Consider the following 25,146-nt stretch of genomic DNA (forward strand, 5'->3'; position numbering starts at 1 on the left):
TGGCCGCCGTCTAGTGACCTGAAGCGTGAACCTAAGAATCACCGGAAGTCCGGCGGAAAAAAGGGAGGACCTGTCGGCCATAAAGGGCATACCCTTTCTTGCATAGACGATCCCACTACAACCATTATTCATCCGGTTTTAGTCTGTGAGAACTGTGCGGTCTCACTTGAGGACGTCGCATGTCTAGGGTATGAGCGTCGACAGGTTTTTGACATCCCTGTTCCTGTCATGGAGGTGACGGAGCACCGAGCCGAGAAGAAAAAGTGCCCATGTTGCCACACCTTGCAGAAAGGCATCTTCCCTAAAGGCGTCCATGCACGTGCCCAATACGGTGAGCGGTTCACTGCTGTAGCCGCTTATTTGCATACGCACCAAATGCTCCCGCTTGCTCGCACAACCGATCTTCTTCATGTGTTGACGGGGTGTCGGCCAAGTCAGGCAACACTTCTTTCAAGTATCCGTAAAATGGCTGAAAGCTTACTTCCCTACGAAGAGGTCATTCGTCATAATCTCCTTGCCAGTCCCGTAATCCATGCCGATGAAACGGGCGTGCATGTAGACAAAGAGGGACACTGGGTTCATGTGAACAGTACGAAGAACTGGACCTTGCTTGGTGTCCATTCTAGCCGCGGAACCGCGGGGATGAAGTCGCTAAACGTACTGCCTTCCTATACGGGTACAGTGATCCACGACTTTTATGGGCCGTATTTTAAACAGGATAAAGACTTTACCTTCAAACATGCCTTATGCAATGCCCATTTATCTCGGGAGTGCAAAGGGATTGAGGAATATGACGGGCATCGATGGGCCAGCGCTATGCTCACACTGCTGCATACAAGCTGGTCCATCACCCGCAAGACCAGAAAATTAGGTAGGCCACTTACCGAAACAGCCATCGGCAACTACGAACGACGGTATGAGATGATTCTAGAGATGGGAAAGGTCGAGCTCGAAAAGGAGCCCCTGCTCCAATCAGGGCGCAGGGGAAAACCGCGTAAGAGTAAGGCCGCAAATCTTTGGGCACGATTCCGTGACCACAAGGAAAGTATCTTGGGGTATCTTCGAGATGCCAATATTCCCTTTGATAATAACCAAGCCGAACGTGATCTTCGCATGATTGCCGTTAAGCGGAAAATATCCGGCTGTTTTCGTTCGGAAACGACCCCGGGCTTCTTTGCGACCATCCGAAGCTTTATCTCCACGTTGATTAAACAAAATCATCCTATTCTTACATCACTGAAATTGGCTTACGCTGGTGATTTCAGCTTTTTTACTCGGAGTCCTGAGTAGTAACCGATTATGCATCCTTTTGCGCTCTATATAGCTCTAAAACTAGATATTCCTGCGAAAGTGCATCTTTTTGAGCCAATTGTTTGATTTCGGGAGGTAAAAGCGGAATAAGCCTGCATAATCGCAGGCTTTTCCGCTTTTCACACGATAATATCGAAAATGCCTGCACTTTTGCAGGAATTCAGGCCCGCTGCATCTCACTCATGCTCACTGAAAGCTCACATACGCTCACCGCACCACCTCGCCACCTCTCACCAAAAGCTCATTACATCTCCTAACACCTTTTTGAAACAGCTCTTTAGCAGCATGAGCCGCCAAGCGGAATCCCTCATATACGGAGGGAGTAATTTCACGGAGAGTCGACTCTGGAGGGGGGACCCGCCACCTGTAGACGGGTGACCTGCGGACGGGGTGGCTTGTGGAAACAGTTCCTCAGATGGAAATTGGAGGATCAAATAATTCAGCGCTGCGCTCCAGCAGCCGACAGAAGGACCGATTATGGCCTATATAAAAGGAAGATAAATCATATCGGCTGCGATTCGGTTCAAACGTGACCATTAAGCGATGTCTCATCAGCTTCATCGTACTCTGGATAAAATTCTCCGCTTCCTTAGAGGCAATCAAGGTTAGATAGGCGTAAAGGGAATGATCTTCGGGCTCATCCAGCAGACTTACACCTGCACAGGAGAATTCCGTCTGAATATGTTTCTCTCGAAGCAGCGTGAGCGTCCTATGCAGCTCCGCGTCTACATACACTTCGTCCAGCAGCAGCGTTCTTTTCGGCTGCCTCCGAAGCTTAAGGCTGTCCGTCCAGTCCCGCAGCTCCTGCCGTCTACGTCCCCAGCTGGCCTCCGAATGAGTGCTAAGTATAATTTCATTGGGTTCGTCTATGTTTCTATTGGACATGGCCGACATTTCCCCCTTCATTGAAAGATTGCTTCCTGCGGCTATACCCAAGAAAAAAGGCGGTGCCGATTCGCCCGCCTTCCTGCTTATTCATAGTACGTTAACGCGTCTCACGATGCAACGTATGGCGCTTCAAACGCGGACAATACTTGCGCAGCTCCAAACGTTCCGGGTTATTTCGCTTATTTTTCGTCGTAGTGTAATTCCGATCACCCGTTTCGGTACATGCCAAAGTAATGACGACTCTCATGAGATTCACCTCCTATGGTTGATTGATTGGTTGGTTCCTCAGTTGGTTCCTCGGTTGGTTGGTTCGTCGGTTGGTTGCGATTCGTTAACCTGCTTCTATTTCCATCATGGCATTGGGGAGATTGTCCTCATAATGCGTCCAATCTTCCAGCATTTCTGCATCTGTCAGCAAACACGCATCCAGGTCGCGTGTAATTTCAGTTTTGTCCATATCCATGCCAATAAAGACGACCTTATTCACACGATCTCCATAGACCTCATCCCAATGCCGAATCTGATCTGCATCCTCCTCGAGTACGGCTGCCTTCTCTTCCTCCGGCAGTGCCGCGACCCAATAGCCCGCTGGCCCGAAACGAATGGAAGGCCCTGCTTGGCTCATATTCTGGGCAAAATCATTCCGAGTGGACAGCCACATGATCCCCTTGGCTCTGACGATTTCAGCCGGCCACTCCTTCATCCACTCCATCAAGCGTTCAGGATGGAAGGGCTTTACACGCTCATAGGCAAAAGAAGCAATACCGTATTCATCGGTTTCCGGCGTGTGCACCTCTTTTTCCATTTCTTTCATCCAGCCAGCTGATGTGCTGGCTTCATCGAAATTAAACAGCTGCGTATTCAAGATCTCAGCAGGATTCACAGCCCCCTGCACCGCGCGAAGCAGCTTGGCTCTTGGCTGAAGGGTGCGAAGCACTCCTTCCAGCTCCTCCAGATCAGCTGCGCTCACCTGATCGCATTTGTTCAAGATGAGCACATCGCAGAACTCAATTTGATCGATAAGCAAATCGACCACGTCACGCGTATCCTGCTCATCTACCGCTTGGCTGCGATCCAGCAGCGTCTCGCCGGAGGCATAATCATGCCAGAAACGGTAGGCGTCTACGACCGTCACCATGCAGTCAAGACGACAAAATTGCGATAAATCAATGCCCTGCTCCTCATCTATGTAAGTAAAGGTTTGCGCTACTGGCAATGGCTCGCCTACACCTGTCGACTCGATCAAAATATAGTCATACTTGCCCTCTTTGGCCAGCTTCTCTACCTCCTTGAGCAGATCATCCCGCAGGGTGCAGCAGATGCAGCCATTCGACATTTCAACAAGCTTCTCATTCGTCCGCGAAATTCCGCTGCCCTCTCGAATCAGGTCTGCATCTATATTGACTTCACTCAGATCATTGACGATAACAGCAACCCTAAGACCATCACGATTATTCAAAACATGGTTAAGCAAGGTCGTCTTTCCCGCTCCCAAGTACCCGCTTAATACGGTTACAGGAATCTTTTTATCCGCTTCGCGCATGCATGTTGCCTCCTATCATTACAGTAATTTTTACGATTTAATGAGCTGCTGAAATTACTTCTTATTCATTTAAAGCTTTCTTCAAAGCTTTCAGGTTGTTTTCCATAATACCGATATAGTCCAGATTATTTTTCTTATCTTCATCGGTGAGTCCTTCGAGAGGGTTCAGCACATCTGTTTTGGCCCCGATTTCTTTGGCGATGGTGGCGGCGATTTTGGGATCGACCAATGTTTCAAAAAAGATCGTTTTCACTTGATTTTCTTTCGCAAATTTGACGACGTTTGCCATCTTTTCCGGTGACGGTTCTTCCTCGGGCGACAAGCCGGCAATCGGAATCTGCTTCAAGCCGTAGTCTTTCGCCAAATAGCCAAATGCTGCGTGCTGAGTGACGAATTCCTTGCGCTTCACATCCTTCAGCTCGGACTTATAGGACTCGTCCAGCTTCTTCAGCTTGGCGATGAAAGCATCCGCATTCTTCTGGTAATCTGCCTTGTGCGCCGGATCTGCTTGCGCCAAACCAGCTTGAATGGCGATCACTTCCTGCTGCGCAAGAACCGGATCAAGCCATACATGCGGATCGAGGATTTTACCGCCGTCAGCTTCCCCATGATCATGAGCTTCGCCTTCTTCCTCTTCGGGCAAACCTTCCATCAGTTGGATGCCTTTGCTTGCTTCTACCACTACACGTTTATCGTTAGCTGCGCTCTCCAACGCTTTCTTGGCCCAGCCTTCGACTATGCCGTTATAGACAAATACATTCGCCGTTTTGAGCTGCGCCATGTCCTTGGCGCTTGGTTCCCAATCGTGAGGCTCGGCACCAGCCGGAATAAGCCCGATCACATCGGCATAATCGCCTGCGACCTGTTTCGTGAATTCATACATCGGATAAAAGGTCGTGACTACTTTCAGCTTGCTCGTGCCGGTTACTTCCGGGTTTAGCGTGCTGACCGCCGTCGTTGAAGTCGAGTTCGATGTGCACCCTGAGAGCAGAACAGCGGATAGCACTGTGAGTACTGCTGATTGTTTAATCCATGTTTTGTACATTGTGTAGTTCCTCCTAAAATAATAGATACTCTTTATAAAGATGATTCTTTGGATAAACGCGGTATGCTGCTAATCGGAGCAGTGTCCGCATCGGCAGTGACAGCATTTCTGGATTTGCCCCATTTGAGGATGGCCTTTTTCAAGCTTAGACCCACAAGAAGGAAGCCCAAAAGAAGCAAAGCAATCGTTCCGCCCGGAGGCGTGCTGAGCTGAAACGAAACCGTTAGCCCCGAAAATACCCCAAGCAGCCCAATCCCCATTGCAATAAAGAGCGCTGCATAAAAGCTGGGGGCAATTCGAATAGCCAGCGCCGCAGGCAAGACGACAAGCGCAGAGACGAGCAGAACGCCCACAATCGGCATCGCTGCTGAAACAATCATCCCTGTTACCACGCTGAAGCCCAAGGATATCCAGGACACCGGCAAGCCGCTTGTTTTGGCCGTATCCTCGTCGAAGGTGATTTGATATAAGGGCCGCCGAAGCACGTAGAAGAAGGTGCCGCCGATTAGCGCTACGGCAAACATCAGGATCAATTCCGTTTGATTGACGGCAACAACCGATCCGAAAAGGTAAGCAGAGAAGCCTTTATTGATGCTTTGATTAAGGCTCATCAGTACTACTGCCGTAGAAAGGCCTCCCACCATGATGATGGCTACCGAAATTTCGCTATAGGTTTTGAAGGACCTTCTTACATATTCCACTGCAATAGCTCCAATGGTCGCTACAACAAAACCTGTTAAGGTCGGATTGATATGTAGATAGGCTCCTGCCGCAACGCCGGCAAGCGAGACATGCGACAGCATATCAGCCATCAAAGCTTGCCTGCGCAGCATGAGATATACGCCCAGCACAGAAGCGAGCAGCGCAATTAACCCACCGGCACAAAATGCCCGCTGCATGAAGTCGTAGTGCAGCATCTCCATCCCCCCTCCTCCTTCCGCTCCAGTTCAATGATACGATCGAGGTAAGGCGCTACTTCGGATAGACCGTGTGTAACCATGATAACCGTTCTTCCCTGTTCCTTGACTTGCTGATTCATCAGCTCATAGAAGCCAAGCCGACTCTCTTGATCCATTCCCGTCGTAGGCTCGTCGAGCACCAGTAAGTCCGGTTCTTGAGCTAGCGCCCTCGCGATGCAAATGCGCTGCTTCTGCCCGCCTGAGCATTCACCGATTTTCCGATCTCTTAATCCCCACATCCCCATTTGGCGCAGTGCTTTCTCGGTCTGGTCCAGATCTTCTTGCTTCATCTTGCGGAACCAGGAGCCTCTTGTTGCTCTGCCGGACATCACGAATTCGAGAATCGTGCTTGGGAATCCGCTGTTAAACGCGGCAATTTGCTGTGAAACATATCCGACCCTCAGCGGTTGGCCTTCTTTATTCGTAGGCGATAGAAATACTCGCCCCTTCCACGGCTTAAACAAGCCCAGCATCAGCTTTAATAAGGTTGATTTCGATGCGCCATTAGGCCCGGTTACGGCCACAAATTCGCCGGATTGAATGTTAACATTCGCATCTTGAATACAAGGCGTATCACTATAGCCATATTCAACTTCTTTCATTGAGGCAATTAACATACGCATAACTCCCTTCCTAAGCTTTTTATTTATAAAATATATATTGATTAAATGTAAATTTTACGATTTTAAATTAAACTTGTGCAAACACGCAGGCGTCCATTGCGGTTCACTATTTTACTTTTGCTCTGAAAGTACGCGTCGTTGTTTAATCGTAATTATTACTTATTACAAAAAGGACTATATCGTTTTTCGCCAAGGATGTCAACATAAAAAGAAAGGAATCCCTTCATCCACGTTACCCAAACGTGCCGAAAAGACCCTTTTTCATCGAAAATTTATGGACCCTAACTTCCTAATTTTCAAATAAAATCTGGCCGGTCTGTGATAAATCATAACCTTGAATGGGACGCAATTCATTTTGAAATACATTCGATTGCAGAATAGCTATCACGCTCTCAAGCCATTCGGCGTTTTCTGGTTTTTTTAGCATGACTAGATCATACCGCTCCTGAATCAGTGGAATGAATGTGACACCACCCACCATGCTTGCCGCCTTCTCAATCCCGACTCCAAAATCTGCCTCCCCAGAAGCTACTTTCCCGGCAACGCCCATATGATTGGATTCTTCCTGCCCATAGCCGCTTAATATCCGTGGTGAAATGCCGCGAAGCCGAAGCTGCTCATCCAGCAGCACACGTGCACCTGATCCCTTCTCCCGATTGGAAACCCGCAAGCCTGGTTGTTTGAGGTCGTCCCAGCCTTGCAGCTGCTTCGGATTGCCTTGCGGCACATACAGCCCCGCCATACGGGAAACGAGATTGATAACGACATAGGAATTCCCGGTTAGCAGTCTCCGAATATAAGGCAGGTTATATTGCCCTGTATCGCCATCGAGTAGATGCGTACTGACGATATCCGACTCGCCTTTGTACATGGATATAAGACTATCCAAACTTCCGACGTAGGAGCGAAGCGGCCTATAACTCGTGAGTTTCCGTTCGATATGTTTACTTAAAATGTCCAAACTGACATCTTGACCCGTAATGACAATGTCTTTCTTCGATGTTAGAGTCGGCTGAGCAAGCTGCTGCACGGGAATATCCGGCATGGAGGCATACACTTTACCGCCTTTGGCACGTATTTTATAAGCTTCGAGGTCGGAGGCGTCCACACGCATTTGCTTCCCGACACGATAAGCGGAGAGTTCACCTTTTTTGATGAGATCGTAGACCGTAAGCTTGGATATCTTTAATAATTTGGAAATTTCTTCAGTTGTATAAGATATGTCCGTTGTCATTGTCATCCTCCGTTAAAGCTCTTCAGATTCCTTATATTGTAACACAACCCGGGGAATGATGGATTTCGGTACGAATGGTTTACTTAGAAAATGCAACTCTATATAATAGGTTATATCTAAATATAACTATTTAGATGTAAATAGATAGATAAATCATATCGGAGGGGAAATCATGTCTAAATTATTGAAAGCCAGCACAATGTTATCTGCTCTTACCCTTGCTGCCGTCATCTTCACAGGATGCTCCAGTCAAAAAGCACCTGCAACTGTCAGCTCACCTTCTGCACAAGCAACTCCAACCGCTTCAGCATCTGTGGAAAAGGTAGAGCTCACCATCTCGGCAGCAGCCAGCTTGACCGATGCTTTGAAAGAAATTCAGACCAATTTCGAAAGTAAAAATAAACAATTGAAATTAAACTTTAACTTCGGAGCCTCCGGAGCCCTGCAGCAGCAAATCGAGCAAGGCGCTCCCTCGGACATGTTCTTATCCGCAGCGACCAAAAATATGAAAGCACTCGTAGATAAACAACTTATTGATCCCGCGCAGCAAAAAAATCTGCTCATTAATGAACTAGTCGTTGTAACACCCGCCGATGGCAAAGTCGCTGTGCAAAAGATCGACGAGCTCTCCGGCGCAGAAATCAAGCATGTCGCCGTTGGCGAGCCTCAGACGGTTCCTGCCGGCAGCTATGCCAAAGAAGCTTTGACCTCTGCCAAGCTGTGGGATCCGCTGCAAAGCAAGCTTGTTCAAGGGAAAGACGTTCGTCAAGTTCTCACCTATGTGGAGTCTGGCAATGCTGAAGCCGGCTTCGTGTACAAAACCGATGCGCTGACTTCCAAGCAGGTGAAAGTTGCGTTCTCAGTTGACCCGAAAACCTACACCCCCATTGAGTATCCGATTGGCATCGTCAAAGCAACCAAGCATAGCAAGGAAATTAACGAATTCTACACGTATTTGCAAAGCAAAGAAGCCCAAGATGTGTTTGTGAAATTCGGTTTTTCCATTCCTAAATAAGGATGAATCAGGTGCTTTGGAGCGATTTCATTGACCCCATTCTCCTTTCGCTGAAGGTTGCTGTCGTTTCTAGCATTTTTGTACTGCTATTGGGAGGCTGTTGTGCTTGGTGGATGTCTCGCAAGGCATTCAGGGGCAAAATCTTCCTGGAAACCAGCATCCTCCTGCCGTTGGTCTTGCCTCCGACAGTGATCGGATTCATCTTGCTCATCATTCTTGGCAAGCGAAGCTGGTTTGGGCAAGCCATGACCTACCTGTTTGATCAATCGATCATTTTCACCTGGGGCGCTGCTGTCATTGCCTCGATCGTGGTCGCTTTTCCGCTCGTCTACCAGACGATGAAGGTTGGTTTTGCCTCTATGGACACCAAGCTGGAGGACGCAGCCAGATCGATGGGCGCGAGTGAGTGGCAAGTGCTGCGCTACATCACCATCCCCTTGGCATGGCGTTCCGTAGCGGCCGCTTACATCCTTGGCTTCGCCCGCGGGCTTGGCGAATTCGGCGCTACGCTTATGATTGCCGGCAACATCCCGCACAAAACACAGACGCTGCCAACCGCCATCTATCTGGCCGTCGAATCCGGCAATCAGACACTCGCATGGTGCTGGGTGGCAACCATAACAGCCATCTCATTCGCCTTGCTGCTAATCGTTAACCGCAGAGGGAAGGATTAACAAGAGGCTGTCCCCTATGCCATCGAGCTCACCAATTAGAAAACGCCTCCCCCACTTGATTAGTGGTTTTGGAGGCGTTTTTGTATGTTATTGGGGACTTGTTCAGTATCATGATGCGACTGCTACTTAGCAGCATGAGCCGCCAAGTGGGATCCGACATATACTAGCGAGTGAACTCCAGCGGAGAGTCGACTCTGGGAGGGGGAACGCGCCTCTCTGTGGACGGATAGCCTGATGCAATGAAGTCTACTTGTCGAACGGTAACTGGGCGCCAAGAAATCAACTTGTGGAGGGGGACCCGCCACTCTGCAGACGGATGACCTGAAGCAATGAAGTCATCTTGTAGACCGATAACCGCTGAAAACCTGCAATTGTGCATCCTTTTACGCTCTATAAAGCTCGAAAACTAGATATTCCTGCGATTGTGCATCCTTTTGAGCCACTTGTTTGATTTCGGGAGGAAAAAGCGGAAAATTCCTGCATAATCGCAGGCTTTTTCGCTTTTCACACGATAATCTCTGAAAATGCCTGCACTTTTGCAGGCATTCTGTTCCGCGTGCAGTCCGCTGTCTCTCATTAACGCTCACTACACCTCTACTCCCCGCCACCACCACGCAACGCCTAACTGGGCGCCGACTAGCTGGCCGATTCAAACTGGATCGATCCATATTTTCTTGCACCATGAAAACTAAGGTGTGAAAATCTGCGTCTCTCCCTTTTCCAACCAATGAATCCATACACTTTGAGCAGGAACGTTTGCATTTTCATATGAAAAGCTCTGGGATGAGTAGTTCGCTACGATTTCCAGCTTGTTTCCGTAGGTTGTTTTTTGTACGAGACGATCGGGTGAAAGCCAGTCAAATCGTGTCATTTCCAATACAGCAGCCTGTTTATGCAGCGGCGAGAAGACGTCGTAATATTTCTTGATCGTTCCTTTATCCTGCTCCCAGGCTTTGAGATTCAAATGGTATAAAGGAGGAACTGTATACAGCAGTTCGGTCAACGACCGCGTTTTCACTTTATCGCTAATTTTCAAACTTCCCATTCCCCAGTGATGGGTTGTAATCACCGAATCGTGATACACAAGCTCATACAAGGGAAATTGGAACTGAGGGTCCACATATATTTTATCGAGGATTGGCTTCAAGGGCACTGGTTTGATAAAGAAATCGGGGCCCTCCGGTGGCCAATACGAACCCAGATAGTATTTCGAAGATTTATCTCCCATGTCTTTATCCATCCAAGCACCAAGCGCCGGCGTTGTCATGCCATGAGCAAATGCGACCGAGGCCGCCGTGTACCATTCTCCTTTTTCTGTGCCAACGACCATCTGCTGATTCGCAAACCAATTCAATCGTTTGATTTTGGCATTCATATCGTCTTGCTCGGTTGCAGGATGCTCGGTTGAATAATCTTCGTGCAATTGACCGTCGCCATCGGCGTCAACGAACCATGAATTTAATGGGGTATTCGCCATAATGGCCGAGAAGCGCTTTTCCATGTAAGGCAGCGTAACGAGAGGGCTTATCGTATAACCTTTCTTTTGAAAGCCGGGCTCTTTCTTGCCGTCGGCACGGACCACAGCCCCATTGTCATAAAGCCATTGGTCAAAAATGGCTGTCGTAAACGAAGGATCAGCCGGATGCACCGGGTCCAGAACCGTATTGTAGGAATCATAGGTACCTGCTAAATAGCCCATGGATTCCGCTTGCTGCACGAACTCTGGATGTTTGTAGGCCAGCTGCCAGTCCGACACGCCCAACCATAAGCGGTCCAAGCCAGCCGTTTGGAATTGTTTCAGCATTTTTGTTGATATCCCGTCTCCCCAAGACTCCACAGGGGCAAATATTCCCGGGAACGCATCCGTTAACAACAGGTTATTTCGTTGATAAAGCTCCGTTTCATTTAAAGCTGTATTCGGTTTGCTCAGCAATGTCTGCACCTTCGAATCGAGCTTTACCCCGCTCCAAGCATCTGCCTGATAAAACTCCTGCTTGCTCAGCACATCCCCTAGGCTTCGGGCTGCTGTATTTTTCTGAAACGAATCGGCATAATTCTGCGCGGCAATGGCGGAAAGTGCCTCCTGCCCCTCTTTATCCAGCAGCTGCCACACTTGTTTGGCTGGCGAAGCTGTTGTGGATTTGCCTTGGCTGGTTATTAGTTTGGCAAGTTTGCCCCAATCCGTAATATCTTCCGGAGCTATATTTCCGCTTCCCCACATGTATACATGAGCCGCTCCCAACAGCTTTTGCACACCGGGGTTTTTCTGGATTTTATCCTGCAGCGTTACGAATTGCTTGCGGTCCTGCAAGGTTTGGCGAAAGATTTTGGCTGGTTCGTTCAGGTTCTCCGTACCTAAATAAATCGCTACCCCGTACGGCTGATGCACGGATTTGGCCGTGAAATCATGCTTCACACCCAGCCCTAATTGCTCCTGATCATTCGTAAAATGAACGGCATCATTGAACGGGTTGTCCACCCGATAAGTCAAAGAAAACCCGTCCCCTTGCACTCCCCAAAACGGCATGGAAAATGCTTCGTTCAGGCTCGATTCACCGCTCTTTGTTAGATATTGCAGCCAGTCTTTGTCCTGTGTTGGCACGTAACGCCCCTCTGCAAGCGGAAGAATCATAGCTTTGCTGTCCAATTGCTTCCCTAGAATCGGCCATGTGATCGAAGTTTCTTTGCTCGACTCTACCTTGACTTTCAGCGATTTATTAACAACTTGGATAAACACTTTCAAGCCATTAGAAGGGACTTCCCAACTGGCGCTTGAGCTTCCCAGCTTTACGTTCTGTACTTTGACCGTAGGCTGCGCTTGAGAAATTGTGATCCAAGACTTGTCGACCGCTCCTAACTTGAACTCCCAAGTGCTGGGAACAATTCGAACAGTCAGGTCCTTCGTTACTAAATCGACTTGCGAGCCGTCTATCTGCTTTTCATCCGGTAAAGGCTCTATGAGGGTAGCATCGGCCGTATCCATGATTTTATCAGCTGCTTGGGGAGAAGCAGAGGGCCTGACGGAGATCGTTTCGGATCTCTGCCAATCTATCGTGTACAGGCAGATTCCTGCTGCCAACACCGTAATAACACTTATGAAACTAAACATACGAAGTTTATTTCGCATCACTTATTCATCTCCTGATATTCAATGGATTCTGTTTGCAATGTCATCACCGTTAATTCCGGGCGACAATTAAACCTTAAAGGAAAACGAGTCATCCCTATGCCGCGTGTCGTGTTCGGAACTTGATACAAACCGGCTGTATATTTACTCGCGTGAGGAGGTGTGTATAAGGCTCGCCCCCTGAACACTCTTCTTCAGAAAATCCCGCCGACTAATCCGTGTTGAAGTTGACCACATAATACCTCCATTCTCCTTAGTTGGTGTGATTGCCTCAGCAAAGCTGCACGAATCATAGGGACAATCATAAGTTCCGAATGTTACATCAATATGACAAAATAAAAAAAGACATCGCAACATGAATTGTCGCAATGCCCTACTGCTCCTTCGTATGTATCGGTAATGTAAAATAAAACTCAATTTCTCCGTTCTGAATATTGAGACCAAACTGTGAGCCGTGTTTTTGCAAAATGGTTCTTACGATCGACAATCCTAAGCCAGTTCCGCTTAGCTGCTTGCTCCGCGAACTTTCCATAACGTAGAAAGGTTCCCATACTTGATCCCATTTCATGGGTTCTACAAGCTCAACACCATTGGCAATCGAGAAATACAACTGGCCTTCCCTATTCCCCATAACCATTCGGATGTTCCCATTGGTTGTATATTTTATAGCATTAGAAATCAAATTGTTCAGCACCATTTCGATCTTCTGCTCATCTGCGAATACCCATGAATCTGCGAGCAAGCCGTCATTCAGTAAAATTTCAATGTGCTGCTGCTGCACAGAGATGCGATGTTTTTCCCTTATTTTATGCAGCAAGGCTTGAAAATCAAAGGAGTTCATCTGATAGTGGTCTGTTTGCAGCTTGGAAAGTTCCAGCAATTTGCTGACTAAGCCCGAAATATCATCGGTTTGCTGTCCAATCACATCCAGGTATGTGCCATCATCGAGGCCGTCCTTTATTCCGGAAGTGTAGGCTTTAATTAACGCAAGCGGTGTCTTCAGCTCATGTGAAATATTGGCGATAAAGTCACGTAAATTTTGATTTTTATGTTCCAAGGCTTGATGGGCCTGCTCTAATTTCTCGCTCATTTGGTTAATACTGAGCGCTAAGGACTCAATTTCATCCCCAGTCTGAATATGCACCTTCGTAAACGATAACTTGGATATCCCCTCCGCTGCCTCTTGAATTTGGGTCAAGGGCCTCACGATTTGTTTCGTAAACAGTCCTGACAATAGAATCAGCAGCAGCAGCCCTCCGATATAAAGATAGACATTAAACTGATTAACGATCGCAAGCGTATCTGTGGAATGCGATATGGATTCGCCAACGACGAGCAGATAGGCATCTTTTTTCATAAAAGTAACAAGAAAGCTCGATTTCAATTTTTCTTGATTGTATATTTTTCTAACCATATTATTCTCATTGAGCTTGACCATACTTTCTTCCGTTATCCAGAACTTGCTCAGAGTAATCCCTTTTTTGCTCAATTTATCACTGATAATCTGATTTAAATGATCGATGTTCTCCGCACTTGAGGCGTATACGATAGTCACACCGTACTTTTCTTCAATACCTTGTGCATCTTGCAGCACCTGACTTGTATCCATCTTAAGAATTTGCTCGGTTATTGCCGCTAGCTCATGCTTTTTTTGGTATAAAAGATATTGCGGCAAAAAAAACGTATTCACCCCATAAGAAAACAAGGAGACAAGAATAAATACCAGTGAAATTCGGGCAATTAACTTTTTATTTAGCTTAGTCATTTGTTTCTTCCCAGCTGTAGCCCATGCCGCGGTGCGTCTTTATCCGATGATCGCCAATCTTCTCTCTTAGCCTTCGAATATGCGTATCCACCGTTCGTTCTTCCCCGAAATAATCGAAGCCCCACACCCCGTCCAATAAAGCTTTTCTGGAGATAATCATCCCTCTGTTCTCGATAAAATATTTGATCAAATGAAACTCTTTATTCGTCGCCTGCAAGTCCTTCCCATTTCTGAAAATCCGTTGTCCTTCCATGTCGATGGTCAAATCTCCCATCCTAACCTGTGCATCCAGCTGCAGCATTTTCTTGGCTCTCAGCATTAATATCCGCGGATCAAAAGGTTTGCTTATATAGTCATCAGCACCCGATTGCAGGGCAGTCAGCTCGTCCTCATCCTCGTCTTTGGCGGTTAATAACAATACTTTGGTTTTACTCAGTCTTTTTATTTCCTTGCATACCTGTATACCGCTTAGCTTAGGCATCATCCAGTCGAGAACCGCTAGATTTATTTTATGATCATAGAACATTTGCAGAGCTTCTTCTCCATCTTTGGCCAGAAAGGTTGTAAAGGTCTCTTTTTCGAAATAAGCTTTTAGAATCTTAAGCATGAAGGGTTCGTCATCGGCGATTAATATGTTCATAAAAGGGCTCCTCCTCGAATGTCATAAGCTATTTGAGCTATTATACTATGAGAACTGGGAAAAACAGAAAAGGCCCCTCACGGAGCCCTTCATAGGTAGCATTATTACATCAGTTGTGTCTTTTTCAAATAGGCCCGCCATGTGATGCACCATTGCTTCGGATCATCCAGCGACGATTCATCGTTCCGGTGAACGGTACTATTATGTGGAGCTGACCGTACGATATCAGGCTGTGTGTAGGCTTCATTCGAAATATGCGCCAGCGCCTGAATGTATTCGTCCAAATCCTCTTTGGAATACGACTCTGTCGGCTCCAAGGTAAAGGGCTGCTTCACGATATATGGATGGTGGGACGTCCAGTAATGCAGGCCGAAATCACACATGCGGCGGGTAATATCCTCTGTCGTGACACCCGTCTCATCGGTCAGCTGCTTCCAGCTGTAGCGCACTTGCTCGAGGCGGCGTCCTTTGATATACGGTGCGCTCGCTCCGCGGATTTGCAGGATTTTGTGATAGAGATAATTGTTGTTCAGAACGGCAATTTGGGCGACATCCTTCAGCCCATCGGGGCCAAGGCTCATAATCCAAGCATAGGAGCGCAGCACCGTCTGAGCTACCCCATGGAAGCTGCGGACTTTGCCAATGCTGTCTGACGTCTGATTCTTCAACACATAACGGCTTCCATCGTAGTCCACGAGCGGTCCCGGCAAGAAGCGTTTAAGCTCCTCACTTACACCCAGTGCGCCTGTAGCCGGACCACCACACATATGTGGAGCCGCAAAAGTCTTATGCAAATTGAAGAAGCACATGTCGAAGCCGGCTTCCTTCGCTCTCGTGATGCCAAGCAAGCCATTGGCATTAGCTTGATCATAGAAGCAGACTCCGCCTGCTTCGTGAACAATGTCCGTAAACTCGCGGATTCGGTGGTTATAGATGCCTGTGTCTTCCGGGTTCGCAACGACAAAACCGGCTGTTCGCTCGGAGATGACAGCTTTCAGCTTCTCCAGATCCGGGAAGCCGTCCTCGTCAGGATGCAGCGTAATGATTTTGTACCCCTTGACCGCAGCAGTCGCCGCTTGTGAGGGGTGGGAGAATATCGTCGTGATGATCTCATCCCGCTGATCTCCCTCGCCCCGCGAATCATGATAAGCGCGAACAATGGAGGCCATCGCAAGCAAGGCTTGCGTGCCGCTGCTTGGCTGGAACGAGAAGGCGTCCATCCCGCTGATTTCACGCATAGCAAGGTCCAGCTTATAGAAGATCTCCAGCATGCCCTGCACAGAATCTGCCTCCTGCAAGGGATGAAGCTCCATCATATGCGGCGTACGGATCAGCATTTCGTTGATGCGCGGAATATACTTCATCGTGCAAGTCCCTTGCCCGATCTCGACATTCAAATCGGAGCCAAGAGTCTCTTGGGATAAGCGCAAATAATGCCGAAGTACCTTGGCTTGACCAATCTCAGGCAAAGCAGGGGCTTTGCTTCGCTTCATGGATAGCGGAATGCGCCCAATACCGTCTCCTACCTGAGCTGCAATGCCTGCTTCCGTCCCTGGCGGAATAACCCCTCGCTCCCCTTGACGGTGAAGCTCGAATATGACGGGCTCATCCCATTTAGCTTGATGAAAATTACGAACTTTATGGTCTCTGCGAATTCGTTTCATGGCGTTCCGTCCTTTCTCTATATAAGTCGATCACGGTTTGCGAACGATAGTTTGAATGGTGTCTGCCAGACGCTCTAGATCGGCCTGCGAATGAATTTCCGTCACACAATAGAGAGCGCATTGTCCCCACGCCGGGAAAGAAGAGGACAAATCTTTGCCTCCGAATATACCCGCTTCAGACAGGCGTGCATTCACTTCTGCGACGGTTAGGCCTGTATCGTTGAAATCAACAACGAACTCCTTGAAGAAAGCTGTCTCTCCGAAGCGCAGGGAAATGCCCGGAATGGCCGAAAGTTTCATGGCTGCATATTGCGCCTTCTGCATGATCGTCTCGCCGACCTCCTGCATCCCCGTTGGCCCAAGCAAGGACAGATAGACACCTGCGGTTATCCCCCATAATGCGGTCTGGGTACCTACAGACTCCTTCCCTTTCTCACGAAGCGCGAATGATGTCCGCTCATAGGCGACATCGCCGAAGCCATATTCGCCTTCAACCTCCGTTGGCACGATGCCGAACAAGCGTGATGGATATTCCATAACGTAAGCCTCTTCGTCACGTGTCGCGATAAATCCGGCTTGCCCGCCGCCGTAGTTCATATGCATTCCCAGCGGCTGCAAATCTCCACAGACGATGTCTGCGCCGTACTGGCTGGGAGGCTGCAGAACGCCAAGTGAGATCGGGTCCACGCCAACGATGCAGATGGCATCCACGGAATGCGCCAACTCGGAAATTTCATTGCCTTGGTCCTCGATGATGCCCAAGTAACCCGGATTCTCGAAATAAACGGCAGCTATGTCGCTCGACAGCTTGCTGCGCAAATCAGCCAAATCCATCTTGCCGGTTGTCTCGTCAATTTCAACAAAACGCAGTTCCATCACAGGCGTGCAGTAGTTGTTAATAATCATCACTTTGTCGGGATCGACAGACTTCGGAATCAGCGCAACACGGCGGCCTGTCAGACGGCCCGCCATCCGAATCGCGGTTGAAGCCGCTTGCGCCCAGTCGAAGGTCGGGACATTGACGACATCCATATCAACGAGTTCCGCCATCAGACTTTGATACTCGAACAGTGTTTGAAAGCGCCCGTGATCCTCATAGGGTTCACCGGCATAAGCCGTCACGAACTCGGAACGCTGGTTAATTTCGTCACACACAGCCGGAATAAAGTGCTGCCAGCAGCCCGCTCCGAGGAAATTCAGATAAGCGGCACCATGCTTGTTCTTGGCGAGCAGGCCATCAATATGACGGCGCAGCTCATATTCCGTCATGGCTGGCGGGAGGTTCATCTCCCGATCGAGCTTCAAGCTGTCTGGAATAGCATCATGCAGTTGATCCATCGAGGTCAATCCGATCTCCTTCAGCATCGCATCACGAACCTCAGGCACGGTATTCGGTATATAAGGATGAGCATAAGTTCTGTTATTAGGCAAAGGTAACGCCTCCATTCATCGTTGTGTACGCTTAGATTCTTGGCTTGCTTGGCTAGCTGCCGCTGAGCAGCGGCTGGACTTGAATCGCCCTTAGGCAATGCCCCCGCCATCTACGACAAGCACGCTTCCCGTTACCCATGAAGACATGTCGCTAGCCAGAAAAAGCACCGCATTCGCGATATCGCGTGGTGTTCCCAGCCTTTCCAGCGGGCGGCCGCCTGCCGAGGCAACAAGGAATTCAGCCTCGTTGCGCTGAAGCTGCTTGGCTTCATCCCGCAGCAGCGGCGTATCGGTATCGCCTGGCGATACACAGTTCACGCGGATGTTGGCGGCGCCATGATCAATAGCCATCGCCCGCGTTAAATTGACGACGCCCGCTTTGGCCGCGCAGTAGGCGGCAGCGCGATCTCCGCCTTTGAGTCCCCAGCCGGAGCCGGAGTTGATGATGCTTCCACCGCCCTGCCGCTCCATGATCGGAACGATATATTTGGACAGCAGGTACACACCCTTCAAAGAGACATCAATAACTAAGTCCCAGTCGCGTTCTTCCAGCTCAACGACCGTTTTACGACGAATAATCCCGGCATTGTTGAACAATATATCGATTCGTCCGTGAGCTGCATCTATGTCTGCGGCAACACGCTGGCAATCCGCAGAGGATGACACATCACAGCGATAGAAGCTCGCCTGCCCCCCCTGCTGTTTGATGCCAGCAACTGCCGATTCTCCTTGCGCTTCGTTAATATCAAGCAAGATGGCATAAGCTCCGAAGCTGGCCAGCAGCTCAGCGGTCGCAAGGCCAATGCCTGATGCTCCGCCGGTCACAACAGCAATTTTTCCCGCTACATTTAATAAGTCATGTGTATTAAGCATGGTTTGTTCCCTCCTGTTGTAACTGCTTCATTTCTCGTCTCATTTGATGATTCAATCGTTCTGGCGATGCATCTTCGGATAAATAAGGCCTTAGCAGCAGCTGGAAGCGAAATGCTTCCGAGGTGACCGTGTTCTCTGGAGATTGAGCAGGTCCACAGCTGTTGCTTCCTAGACCATTCTGCCTGTAATCCAGATTGAGTGTAATGAAGTCACGCGGCACAAGCTCACTTGCATGCTTGGCTGCTTCTAAGTCAGCATCCGTATATCGTCTTGCGCTGAATTCAAGGGTTGGCGCTCCTGCCGCAAGCAGGCCGATTCCGGCGCCATTGGCGATGGATATCCATCTTACATCAGTGCGGTTGCCGTTTTCCTGCGGATAAATATAAGGAGTGAACAGCTCATCGACAGATTTCCGATACACCCCAAACCGTCCAGCTTCCTTGCTATCAGAGTAGTTCTCTCCAGGGCCACGTCCATACCATTTCACTGTATCCATGTCACCGGGCATCTCCATCTGGAGTCCAATCTTCGGCAGCATGGCAGGCGGCTTGCCTTCAGGAACACCCTGCACGTCGATCACGATGAGACCAGAACCCGTTATGGTGTAGGTCGTTTCACATCGGAAACCCCAGTCGAATACCGGAGGGGCAACGCGAGACGACCAAATTATCCGAATCGTGCCTTCGTTCAGCCGCTCCCAGCGGCAATGATCTATTCTTTCACTGAGCTTATCAAGATACGCCTTGCGCCAATCCGGCAGGACGTACATATCGTTATCGATCGGCGCACGCCAGAAATTAAGACGCGGGCCCTTGTTCACAAGCTCCTGGCCGTTCATTCGCAGCGAGCTGATTCTTGCCAGCCTCGTATCGAATACCATTCGGAATGAATCGCCCGCGAGAATAAGCTGATATTCTTTCTCTACACAGGATAAAGCCGGAATTGGCGTAGCGTTATTAGCAGCTCTGCTGGAGCTGATCTCCGCATTCCCGGTTTGTTCGCTGCTCACAGCTGCGGCTAGAGCAAGCTGGCCCCAAGCTACCTCATGGCCTTGCGCACCCCAGAGGCAATCGGAGGCAAGCGTGAAGCTGATATTCAACCAGCGCTCCGCTCCCTGCTCCAATAAGATTGGATCTGCTGTTACAGGCACATGCAGCTCTGCCTGTTCACCAGGCCCAATGCGTGGAAGAACGAGCACGCCGCTCTGAACGGTCCGCCCTTCTACCGTCACGCTCCAAGCCGCATGAAGATGATCCAGCGTCAGAAAATCATAACGATTCACGATGCGTATGCGATCCTCTTGGATATACTCAACCCTTACAGGCTCAATAATTTTCTTATATTCAATAAGACCCGGCGATGGTGTCCGGTCCGGCTGGACAAGACCATCAATAACAAAATTACTATTGTTCGGCACATCGCCGTAATCTCCGCCGTAGGCATAATCATCTTGGCCATCCGCCGTCTTTCGGCGGATTCCGTGGTCAATCCATTCCCAGACGAAACCGCCTTGCAGCCTTCTATACGCATCGAAGGTGTCAAAATACGGTTTGAGTCCGCCTGGGCCATTCCCCATCGCATGGGCGAATTCGCAGAGAATATGCGGTTTAGGATGATCAACCAGCTGACCGAAACCGGTCATCTTCTCAACGGAGGAGTACATGGTGCTTACCACATCACACACTTCCGCTTCCCGATCTTCTTCGTAATGGATAAGCCGGGTTGGATCTGCTTGTTTGCACCATGCCGACATCGCTCGGAAGTTGATGCCGAAGCCGGACTCGTTGCCAAGGGACCAGAACAGGACCGATGGATGATTCTTATCACGCTCCACCATGCGGCGTACGCGGTCGACATAAGCTTCCTGCCAAGCAGGATCATCGCTTAACCGTGAAATATTGCCCAGAGGCTCGAAGCCGTGGGTCTCCAGATCGGTTTCTTCCATAACATACAAGCCATACTCGTCGCAGATGTCGTAGAATCGCGGATCATTCGGATAATGAGCGGTTCTGACTGCATTGATGTTGTACTGCTTCATCATCTTTACATCTTGTATCATGGTTGACAGTGTTACAGTACGCCCTGTATCGGGATGGTGATCATGACGGTTGACGCCTTTCAGCAAGATCGACTTGCCGTTCACCAGAAACTGGCCATCCTTCACTTCAATCTTGCGGAAGCCAACCCGCTGGGCCACGGCCTCTATCACCTTATCATTCTGATCCCGCAGGCATATGGTCAAATGATAGAGTGCCGGAGCCTCTGCGCTCCAGAGCGCAGGCTTCGCGACCGGCATTGCGAGCTCCAGAACCGTCCGCTCAGCTGTCGTGGCGGCAGCAATCAGCTCTTCGGCCGAAACAACGAGATGACCTGCGTTATCGAAGAGCTGCAGCTGGATTCCTCCTTGCAGAGCATCGCCTTGCAGCTCAATTTGAACCGATAACATCGCATCGCTGTACTCCGCATCCAATTCGGTCACGATTCGATAGTCCGTGATACGGACAGAAGACGGCTCCGAAATCAGATAAACATCCCGGAAAATGCCGCTCATATACCACATGTCCTGATCTTCCAAATAGCTGCCGTCTGACCATTGATAGACACGCACTGCCAAGCGATTGATTCCCTGCTTCACATACGGCGTCAGATCGAATTCGGAGGTCAATCGGCTTCCTTGGCTGTAACCAACGAATGTCCCGTTCATCCATACATGGAACGCACTGTCCACGCCATCGAATTTCACAGCCAGTTTCCTGCCGTCCCAGTGCTGCGGAAGCTCAAACTCCCGTACATAGCTTCCTGTAGGATTATCGTTTGGCACATGTGGAGGGTCAACCGGGAACGGATAATATAAATCTGTATAATGCGGGTTTCCATAACCCTTAAGCTGCCAGTGGCCCGGAACTTGAAGCTCATCCCAGCTGGACAGATCATAATTTTCTTCGTAGAAATCCTCCGGTGCCCATTCTGGCCCCTTCGCATAGTGAAACTTCCAATTGCCATTCAATGATCTAAACCACGGGGAGCTCCCACGGTCATAGCTCAAAGCTTCGGCTGAATCAGAATACGGGATAAAATACGCCCGACCCTTCGCGCGGTTGCGCTCCAATACTGCAAGATTATCCCAATCGCGTGTTACCTTCTCGTTACGCATGGCTGCTTCTCCTCCCGAATCTCTTTCTCTCTGTCTATTAAACTATTTTCAAACTACCCTTTAATTCCCGTACTTGCGATCCCACCGACAATATAACGCTGCGCGAAAAAGAACACGGCCAGCGGCGGGATGGAAATCAGGCAGGTAATCGCCATAATGGACTGCATATCGACGCCAAACATCCCCTTGAACTGCGACAATCCCAGCGTCAATGTGTATTTCGATTGATCATTGAGGAAAATGAGCGGTCCCAGATAGTCGTTCCAGCAGCTCATCATTTGAAACACGCCGACTAGGATGAGCGAAGGTCCCATAAGAGGAACGATGATTCGCACCAGAATGGCCAATTTATTAGCCCCATCAATCGTTGCCGCCTCATCTAACTCACGGGGAAGCGTCAAAATGAACTGTCTGAGCAAGAAAATGAAATAAGCCGAACCGAACCACGACGGAACAATAAGCGGTTTGAGCGTATTAATCCAGCCCAAGTAATTAAACTCCATATACTGCGGAATCATCGTGACTTCCCAAGGGATCATCATGGTAGCAAGCACCACCAGAAACAATAGATCGCGCCCTTTGAATTGAAATCTCGCAAACCCGTAGGCAACGAGTGTACAGGAGATCAGTTGGCCAAGCGTTGACATCAACGTTACGATGACGGTATTTTTCAGGAATAAATTAAAAGGCTGAATCGTCCATGCATCGGCAAAATTACTGAATTTCCAAACGGATGGAATCCATTTGGGAGGGAAAAGGTAGAGCTCGGTCTGCGATTTCAGCGCTGTTGTCACCGCCCAGAACAGCGGAGCTATGAACAGCAGCGAACAGACAATCAGAAGCGAATAGACGATGATCCGTTTCATGCCGACTTCCTCCTCCCGCCAGACTTCACTTTCTTTTGCGGCTTATTTTTCATTTCACCTTCATAGAACACCCAAGCCTCCGACGACTTGAAAACAAGGAACGTCAAACTGAGCACAATAAGGAACATGAACCATGCGTTTGCTGCGGAATATCCCATTTTAAAAAACTTAAAGGCATTCTCGTACATATACATCGCATAGAAATACGTTGATTTCAGCGGCCCGCCTCCTGTGAGCAGAAGGGCAAGAGTCAACTGCTGGAACGCTGCGATGATGGACGTAATGAGATTGAAGATAATGGTCGGGCTGAGCATAGGAATCGTAACGCTGAAGAATTGTCTGAGCTTCCCAGCACCATCCATGGACGCGGATTCGTAAAGATCCTTCGGTATCCCCTTCAGCCCGGCCAGAAAGACGAGCATCATCGAGCCTTGTCCCCATAGGCTGGCAACGACCATTGCTACCAGCGACCAGTGCGTATTATTTAACCAGTCCGGACCTTGCACACCGATAATCGACAGAAAATAATTCAGAATGCCGTAATCGCCGCTGTATACCCAAGACCAGATCATAGCCAGCGCAACGCCTGAGATGACAGAGGGCAGGTAGAATGCCGTTCGGAAGATCGCGCTGCCGCGCATCTTCTGATTCAGAAGAATCGCAAGTCCAAGCGCCACCGCGATATTGAGCGGGACAAACAACGCTGCGAACTTGATCGTCACGCCGAACGATTTCCAGAACAACGGATCATCGGTAAACATAGCCACATAATTGCCTAAACCAATAAAGTGCACTTCTCCTACAATCGGCCAATCAAAAAATGAAATAATGAGCGAGAACAACAACGGCCCTAACGTGAACACTAGGAATCCGAAGATCCATGGGAAAATGAAGAGGTAGGGAATGACCCCACCCCAACTTCTTTTCCTTCTAGTCATGAGGCTGGCCATTGTTTGTTCTGTGTTTGCTTGCTGCGGGTAGGTCTGAGCCATCTCCTAACCTTCTTTCTGTAGAGGCTATCCTATTATTTCAAATACCGCTCGCTGTCTTTGACAGCTTGATCCAGCGCATCTTGGGCATTGCTGCCATGCACGACAGCCTCCACGGCGGCAGATAGCTGACGATTCATCTCATTCCACTTGGCATTCAGCAAGAAGGCCGGGGAATTGTCGGAACGCTGCAGCATCGTGTAAAAAGGCTTGAACAACGGATCCTGATCCTTCTTCAGCTCATTCACCACGCTTACTCTGACCGGCAGATCCGCTACGCGCATCTTGATCGCTTCGCTCCCAACGTAATATTTGATAAATTCCCAAGCCAGATCCTTCTGTTTGGAATCCTTCGCAATGGATAGAGCCGATTCAGCGACAACACCTTTAACTGGTTTGCCTGCAAACGCTGGCATCTCCACAGTGCCTACATCAATTCCTGCTTCCTTGAATGATTCCAATGGCCAGATGCCGCTTTCCCACATGGCGATTTTGCCGCCTTTGAAAATATCCTCACCGCTTTGCTGCCCCTTGCCGCCGGCTAACACAGCTGAACCGTTCTTGATCATATCTCCGAACATTTGGATAGCTCCAGCTGTGGCTTTGCTGTTCATGAAGCCGTTAATGGTTTTGCCGTCATCCGAAATATAAGAGCCTCCGTTGCTCCATACAAAACCTTGCAAATCGTACGTATCATTTTCGGCTCGAACACCGAAACCGTACTGCTTCTTGGCTTTATCCGTCAGTTTCTTGGAGATTTCCTGGAATTCATCCCATGTCCAGCCATCCTTCGGATAAGGAATCTTGGCATCATCAAACATTTTCTTGTTGTAATACACCACACGAGTTGTGAAGCCGGCTGGAATCCCATAGAGCTTGCTGTCGATCGTTGCGTAATTGAACAATCCTTTATAGAAGTCATCCTTGTTGAGGTCCTTATCTCCGTCAGCATAGCTGTTCAGCGGTTCAAGGGACTGATGATACGTTGGAAAATCCCACATGTACATCACATCCGGAGGATTCGTTGCCCCAAAGCCTGCTGCCAGCTTCTGATCGAAACCGTCGGCGTAGGCTTCCACCTGAACATTCGTTCCAGGATGGTTCGCTTCGAACTTCTTCGCGATGTCCTGCTCGATCTTAAGGGCATCTCCGGTATCCCAGGTAGCGAATCGAAGCGTTTTCACGTTAGCCGAACTGTTGCCGGCTGTCGGTTGTGCCGCTTTGCCACTCGTACCTTCTTTATTAGCGACACATGCCGTAAGCGTAGTCATCGCCATTGCAGTCGTAAGAACAATGAGTGAAAGTTTCTTGTTCATTCCGTCAGCTCCCCTATCTGTGAGTGAGT

At 49.1% G+C, this 25,146-nt stretch carries 20 protein-coding genes; 3 read left to right on the top strand and 17 right to left on the bottom strand.

All coding sequences use genetic code 11. The features are described 5' to 3' along the window. Window positions 1-1,290: IS66 family transposase (gene tnpC, locus BC351_RS28275; RefSeq protein ID WP_079413542.1), on the top strand; the 1,290-nt coding region annotated here is incomplete at its 5' end. Window positions 1,291-1,722: 432 nt separating this feature from the next. Here the strand turns inward: tnpC and BC351_RS28280 are convergent. The 7 genes from BC351_RS28280 to BC351_RS28315 all read right to left on the bottom strand — a co-directional run bounded on the left by BC351_RS28280 (window position 1,723) and on the right by BC351_RS28315 (window position 7,603). Next, complete coding sequence (locus BC351_RS28280) at window positions 1,723-2,196, bottom strand: hypothetical protein (RefSeq protein WP_079417417.1); 474 nt, start codon at window positions 2,194-2,196, stop codon at window positions 1,723-1,725. A gap of 100 nt (window positions 2,197-2,296) precedes the next feature. Further along, a complete protein-coding gene (gene rpmG / locus BC351_RS28285) occupies window positions 2,297-2,446 on the bottom strand; it encodes a 50S ribosomal protein L33 (protein WP_079417310.1) in 150 nt (49 codons plus the stop codon). Window positions 2,447-2,530: 84 nt separating this feature from the next. Continuing rightward, a complete protein-coding gene (locus BC351_RS28295; protein WP_079417312.1) occupies window positions 2,531-3,742 on the bottom strand; it encodes a GTP-binding protein in 1,212 nt (403 codons plus the stop codon). A gap of 61 nt (window positions 3,743-3,803) precedes the next feature. Continuing rightward, window positions 3,804-4,787: a metal ABC transporter substrate-binding protein gene (locus BC351_RS28300; RefSeq protein WP_079417314.1), complete on the bottom strand. Its 984-nt coding sequence runs from the start codon at window positions 4,785-4,787 to the stop codon at window positions 3,804-3,806. A gap of 32 nt (window positions 4,788-4,819) precedes the next feature. Continuing rightward, a complete protein-coding gene (locus tag BC351_RS28305) occupies window positions 4,820-5,710 on the bottom strand; it encodes a metal ABC transporter permease (protein WP_079417316.1) in 891 nt (296 codons plus the stop codon). Beyond that, entirely contained in the window at window positions 5,656-6,363 is a 708-nt protein-coding gene (locus BC351_RS28310) for a metal ABC transporter ATP-binding protein (protein WP_079417419.1), read from the bottom strand. Before BC351_RS28310 ends, BC351_RS28305 begins: the two co-directional genes overlap by 55 nt. 295 nt (window positions 6,364-6,658) lie before the next feature. Beyond that, entirely contained in the window at window positions 6,659-7,603 is a 945-nt protein-coding gene (locus BC351_RS28315) for a helix-turn-helix transcriptional regulator (protein ID WP_079417318.1), read from the bottom strand. A 172-nt stretch (window positions 7,604-7,775) separates the two neighbouring features. Between BC351_RS28315 and modA the strand changes: the two genes are divergently transcribed. Both modA and modB read left to right on the top strand, forming a co-directional pair. Then, window positions 7,776-8,618, top strand: a complete 843-nt coding sequence (modA, locus tag BC351_RS28320) for a molybdate ABC transporter substrate-binding protein (protein WP_079417320.1) — start codon at window positions 7,776-7,778, stop codon at window positions 8,616-8,618. Between the two features lie 2 nt (window positions 8,619-8,620). Next, window positions 8,621-9,292, top strand: a complete 672-nt coding sequence (modB, locus tag BC351_RS28325) for a molybdate ABC transporter permease subunit (protein ID WP_079417322.1) — start codon at window positions 8,621-8,623, stop codon at window positions 9,290-9,292. A 688-nt stretch (window positions 9,293-9,980) separates the two neighbouring features. Here the strand turns inward: modB and BC351_RS28330 are convergent. From BC351_RS28330 to BC351_RS28375, 10 genes are all read right to left on the bottom strand, one after another. Beyond that, entirely contained in the window at window positions 9,981-12,419 is a 2,439-nt protein-coding gene (locus tag BC351_RS28330) for a glycoside hydrolase (protein ID WP_079417324.1), read from the bottom strand. Window positions 12,420-12,792: 373 nt separating this feature from the next. Then, window positions 12,793-14,184 carry a sensor histidine kinase gene (locus BC351_RS28335; RefSeq protein WP_079417326.1) on the bottom strand — a complete coding sequence of 464 codons (1,392 nt, stop codon included), beginning with the start codon at window positions 14,182-14,184 and terminating at the stop codon, window positions 12,793-12,795. Further along, complete coding sequence (locus BC351_RS28340) at window positions 14,177-14,824, bottom strand: response regulator transcription factor (RefSeq protein WP_079417328.1); 648 nt, start codon at window positions 14,822-14,824, stop codon at window positions 14,177-14,179. Before BC351_RS28340 ends, BC351_RS28335 begins: the two co-directional genes overlap by 8 nt. Before the next feature lie 104 nt (window positions 14,825-14,928). Then, entirely contained in the window at window positions 14,929-16,488 is a 1,560-nt protein-coding gene (gene gcvPB / locus BC351_RS28345) for an aminomethyl-transferring glycine dehydrogenase subunit GcvPB (protein WP_079417330.1), read from the bottom strand. Window positions 16,489-16,518: 30 nt separating this feature from the next. Continuing rightward, window positions 16,519-17,919 carry an aminomethyl-transferring glycine dehydrogenase subunit GcvPA gene (gene gcvPA, locus BC351_RS28350; RefSeq protein WP_144028558.1) on the bottom strand — a complete coding sequence of 467 codons (1,401 nt, stop codon included), beginning with the start codon at window positions 17,917-17,919 and terminating at the stop codon, window positions 16,519-16,521. Between the two features lie 90 nt (window positions 17,920-18,009). Further along, complete coding sequence (locus tag BC351_RS28355) at window positions 18,010-18,792, bottom strand: SDR family NAD(P)-dependent oxidoreductase (RefSeq protein ID WP_079417333.1); 783 nt, start codon at window positions 18,790-18,792, stop codon at window positions 18,010-18,012. After that, window positions 18,785-21,946 (bottom strand): beta-galactosidase, LacZ type, encoded by a 3,162-nt coding sequence (gene lacZ / locus BC351_RS28360; protein ID WP_079417335.1) that lies wholly within the window; start codon window positions 21,944-21,946, stop codon window positions 18,785-18,787. The genes BC351_RS28355 and lacZ overlap by 8 nt, the downstream gene beginning before the upstream one ends. Before the next feature lie 53 nt (window positions 21,947-21,999). After that, window positions 22,000-22,812: a carbohydrate ABC transporter permease gene (locus BC351_RS28365; protein ID WP_079417337.1), complete on the bottom strand. Its 813-nt coding sequence runs from the start codon at window positions 22,810-22,812 to the stop codon at window positions 22,000-22,002. Next, window positions 22,809-23,762 (bottom strand): carbohydrate ABC transporter permease, encoded by a 954-nt coding sequence (locus tag BC351_RS28370; protein WP_244209207.1) that lies wholly within the window; start codon window positions 23,760-23,762, stop codon window positions 22,809-22,811. Before BC351_RS28370 ends, BC351_RS28365 begins: the two co-directional genes overlap by 4 nt. A 74-nt stretch (window positions 23,763-23,836) precedes the next feature. After that, a complete protein-coding gene (locus BC351_RS28375; protein WP_079417341.1) occupies window positions 23,837-25,117 on the bottom strand; it encodes an ABC transporter substrate-binding protein in 1,281 nt (426 codons plus the stop codon). Between the last annotated feature and the right edge of the window lie 29 nt (window positions 25,118-25,146).

The organism is Paenibacillus ferrarius (genome assembly GCF_002027705.1).
GTDB classification, from domain to species: Bacteria; Bacillota; Bacilli; order Paenibacillales; family NBRC-103111; genus Paenibacillus_E; species Paenibacillus_E ferrarius.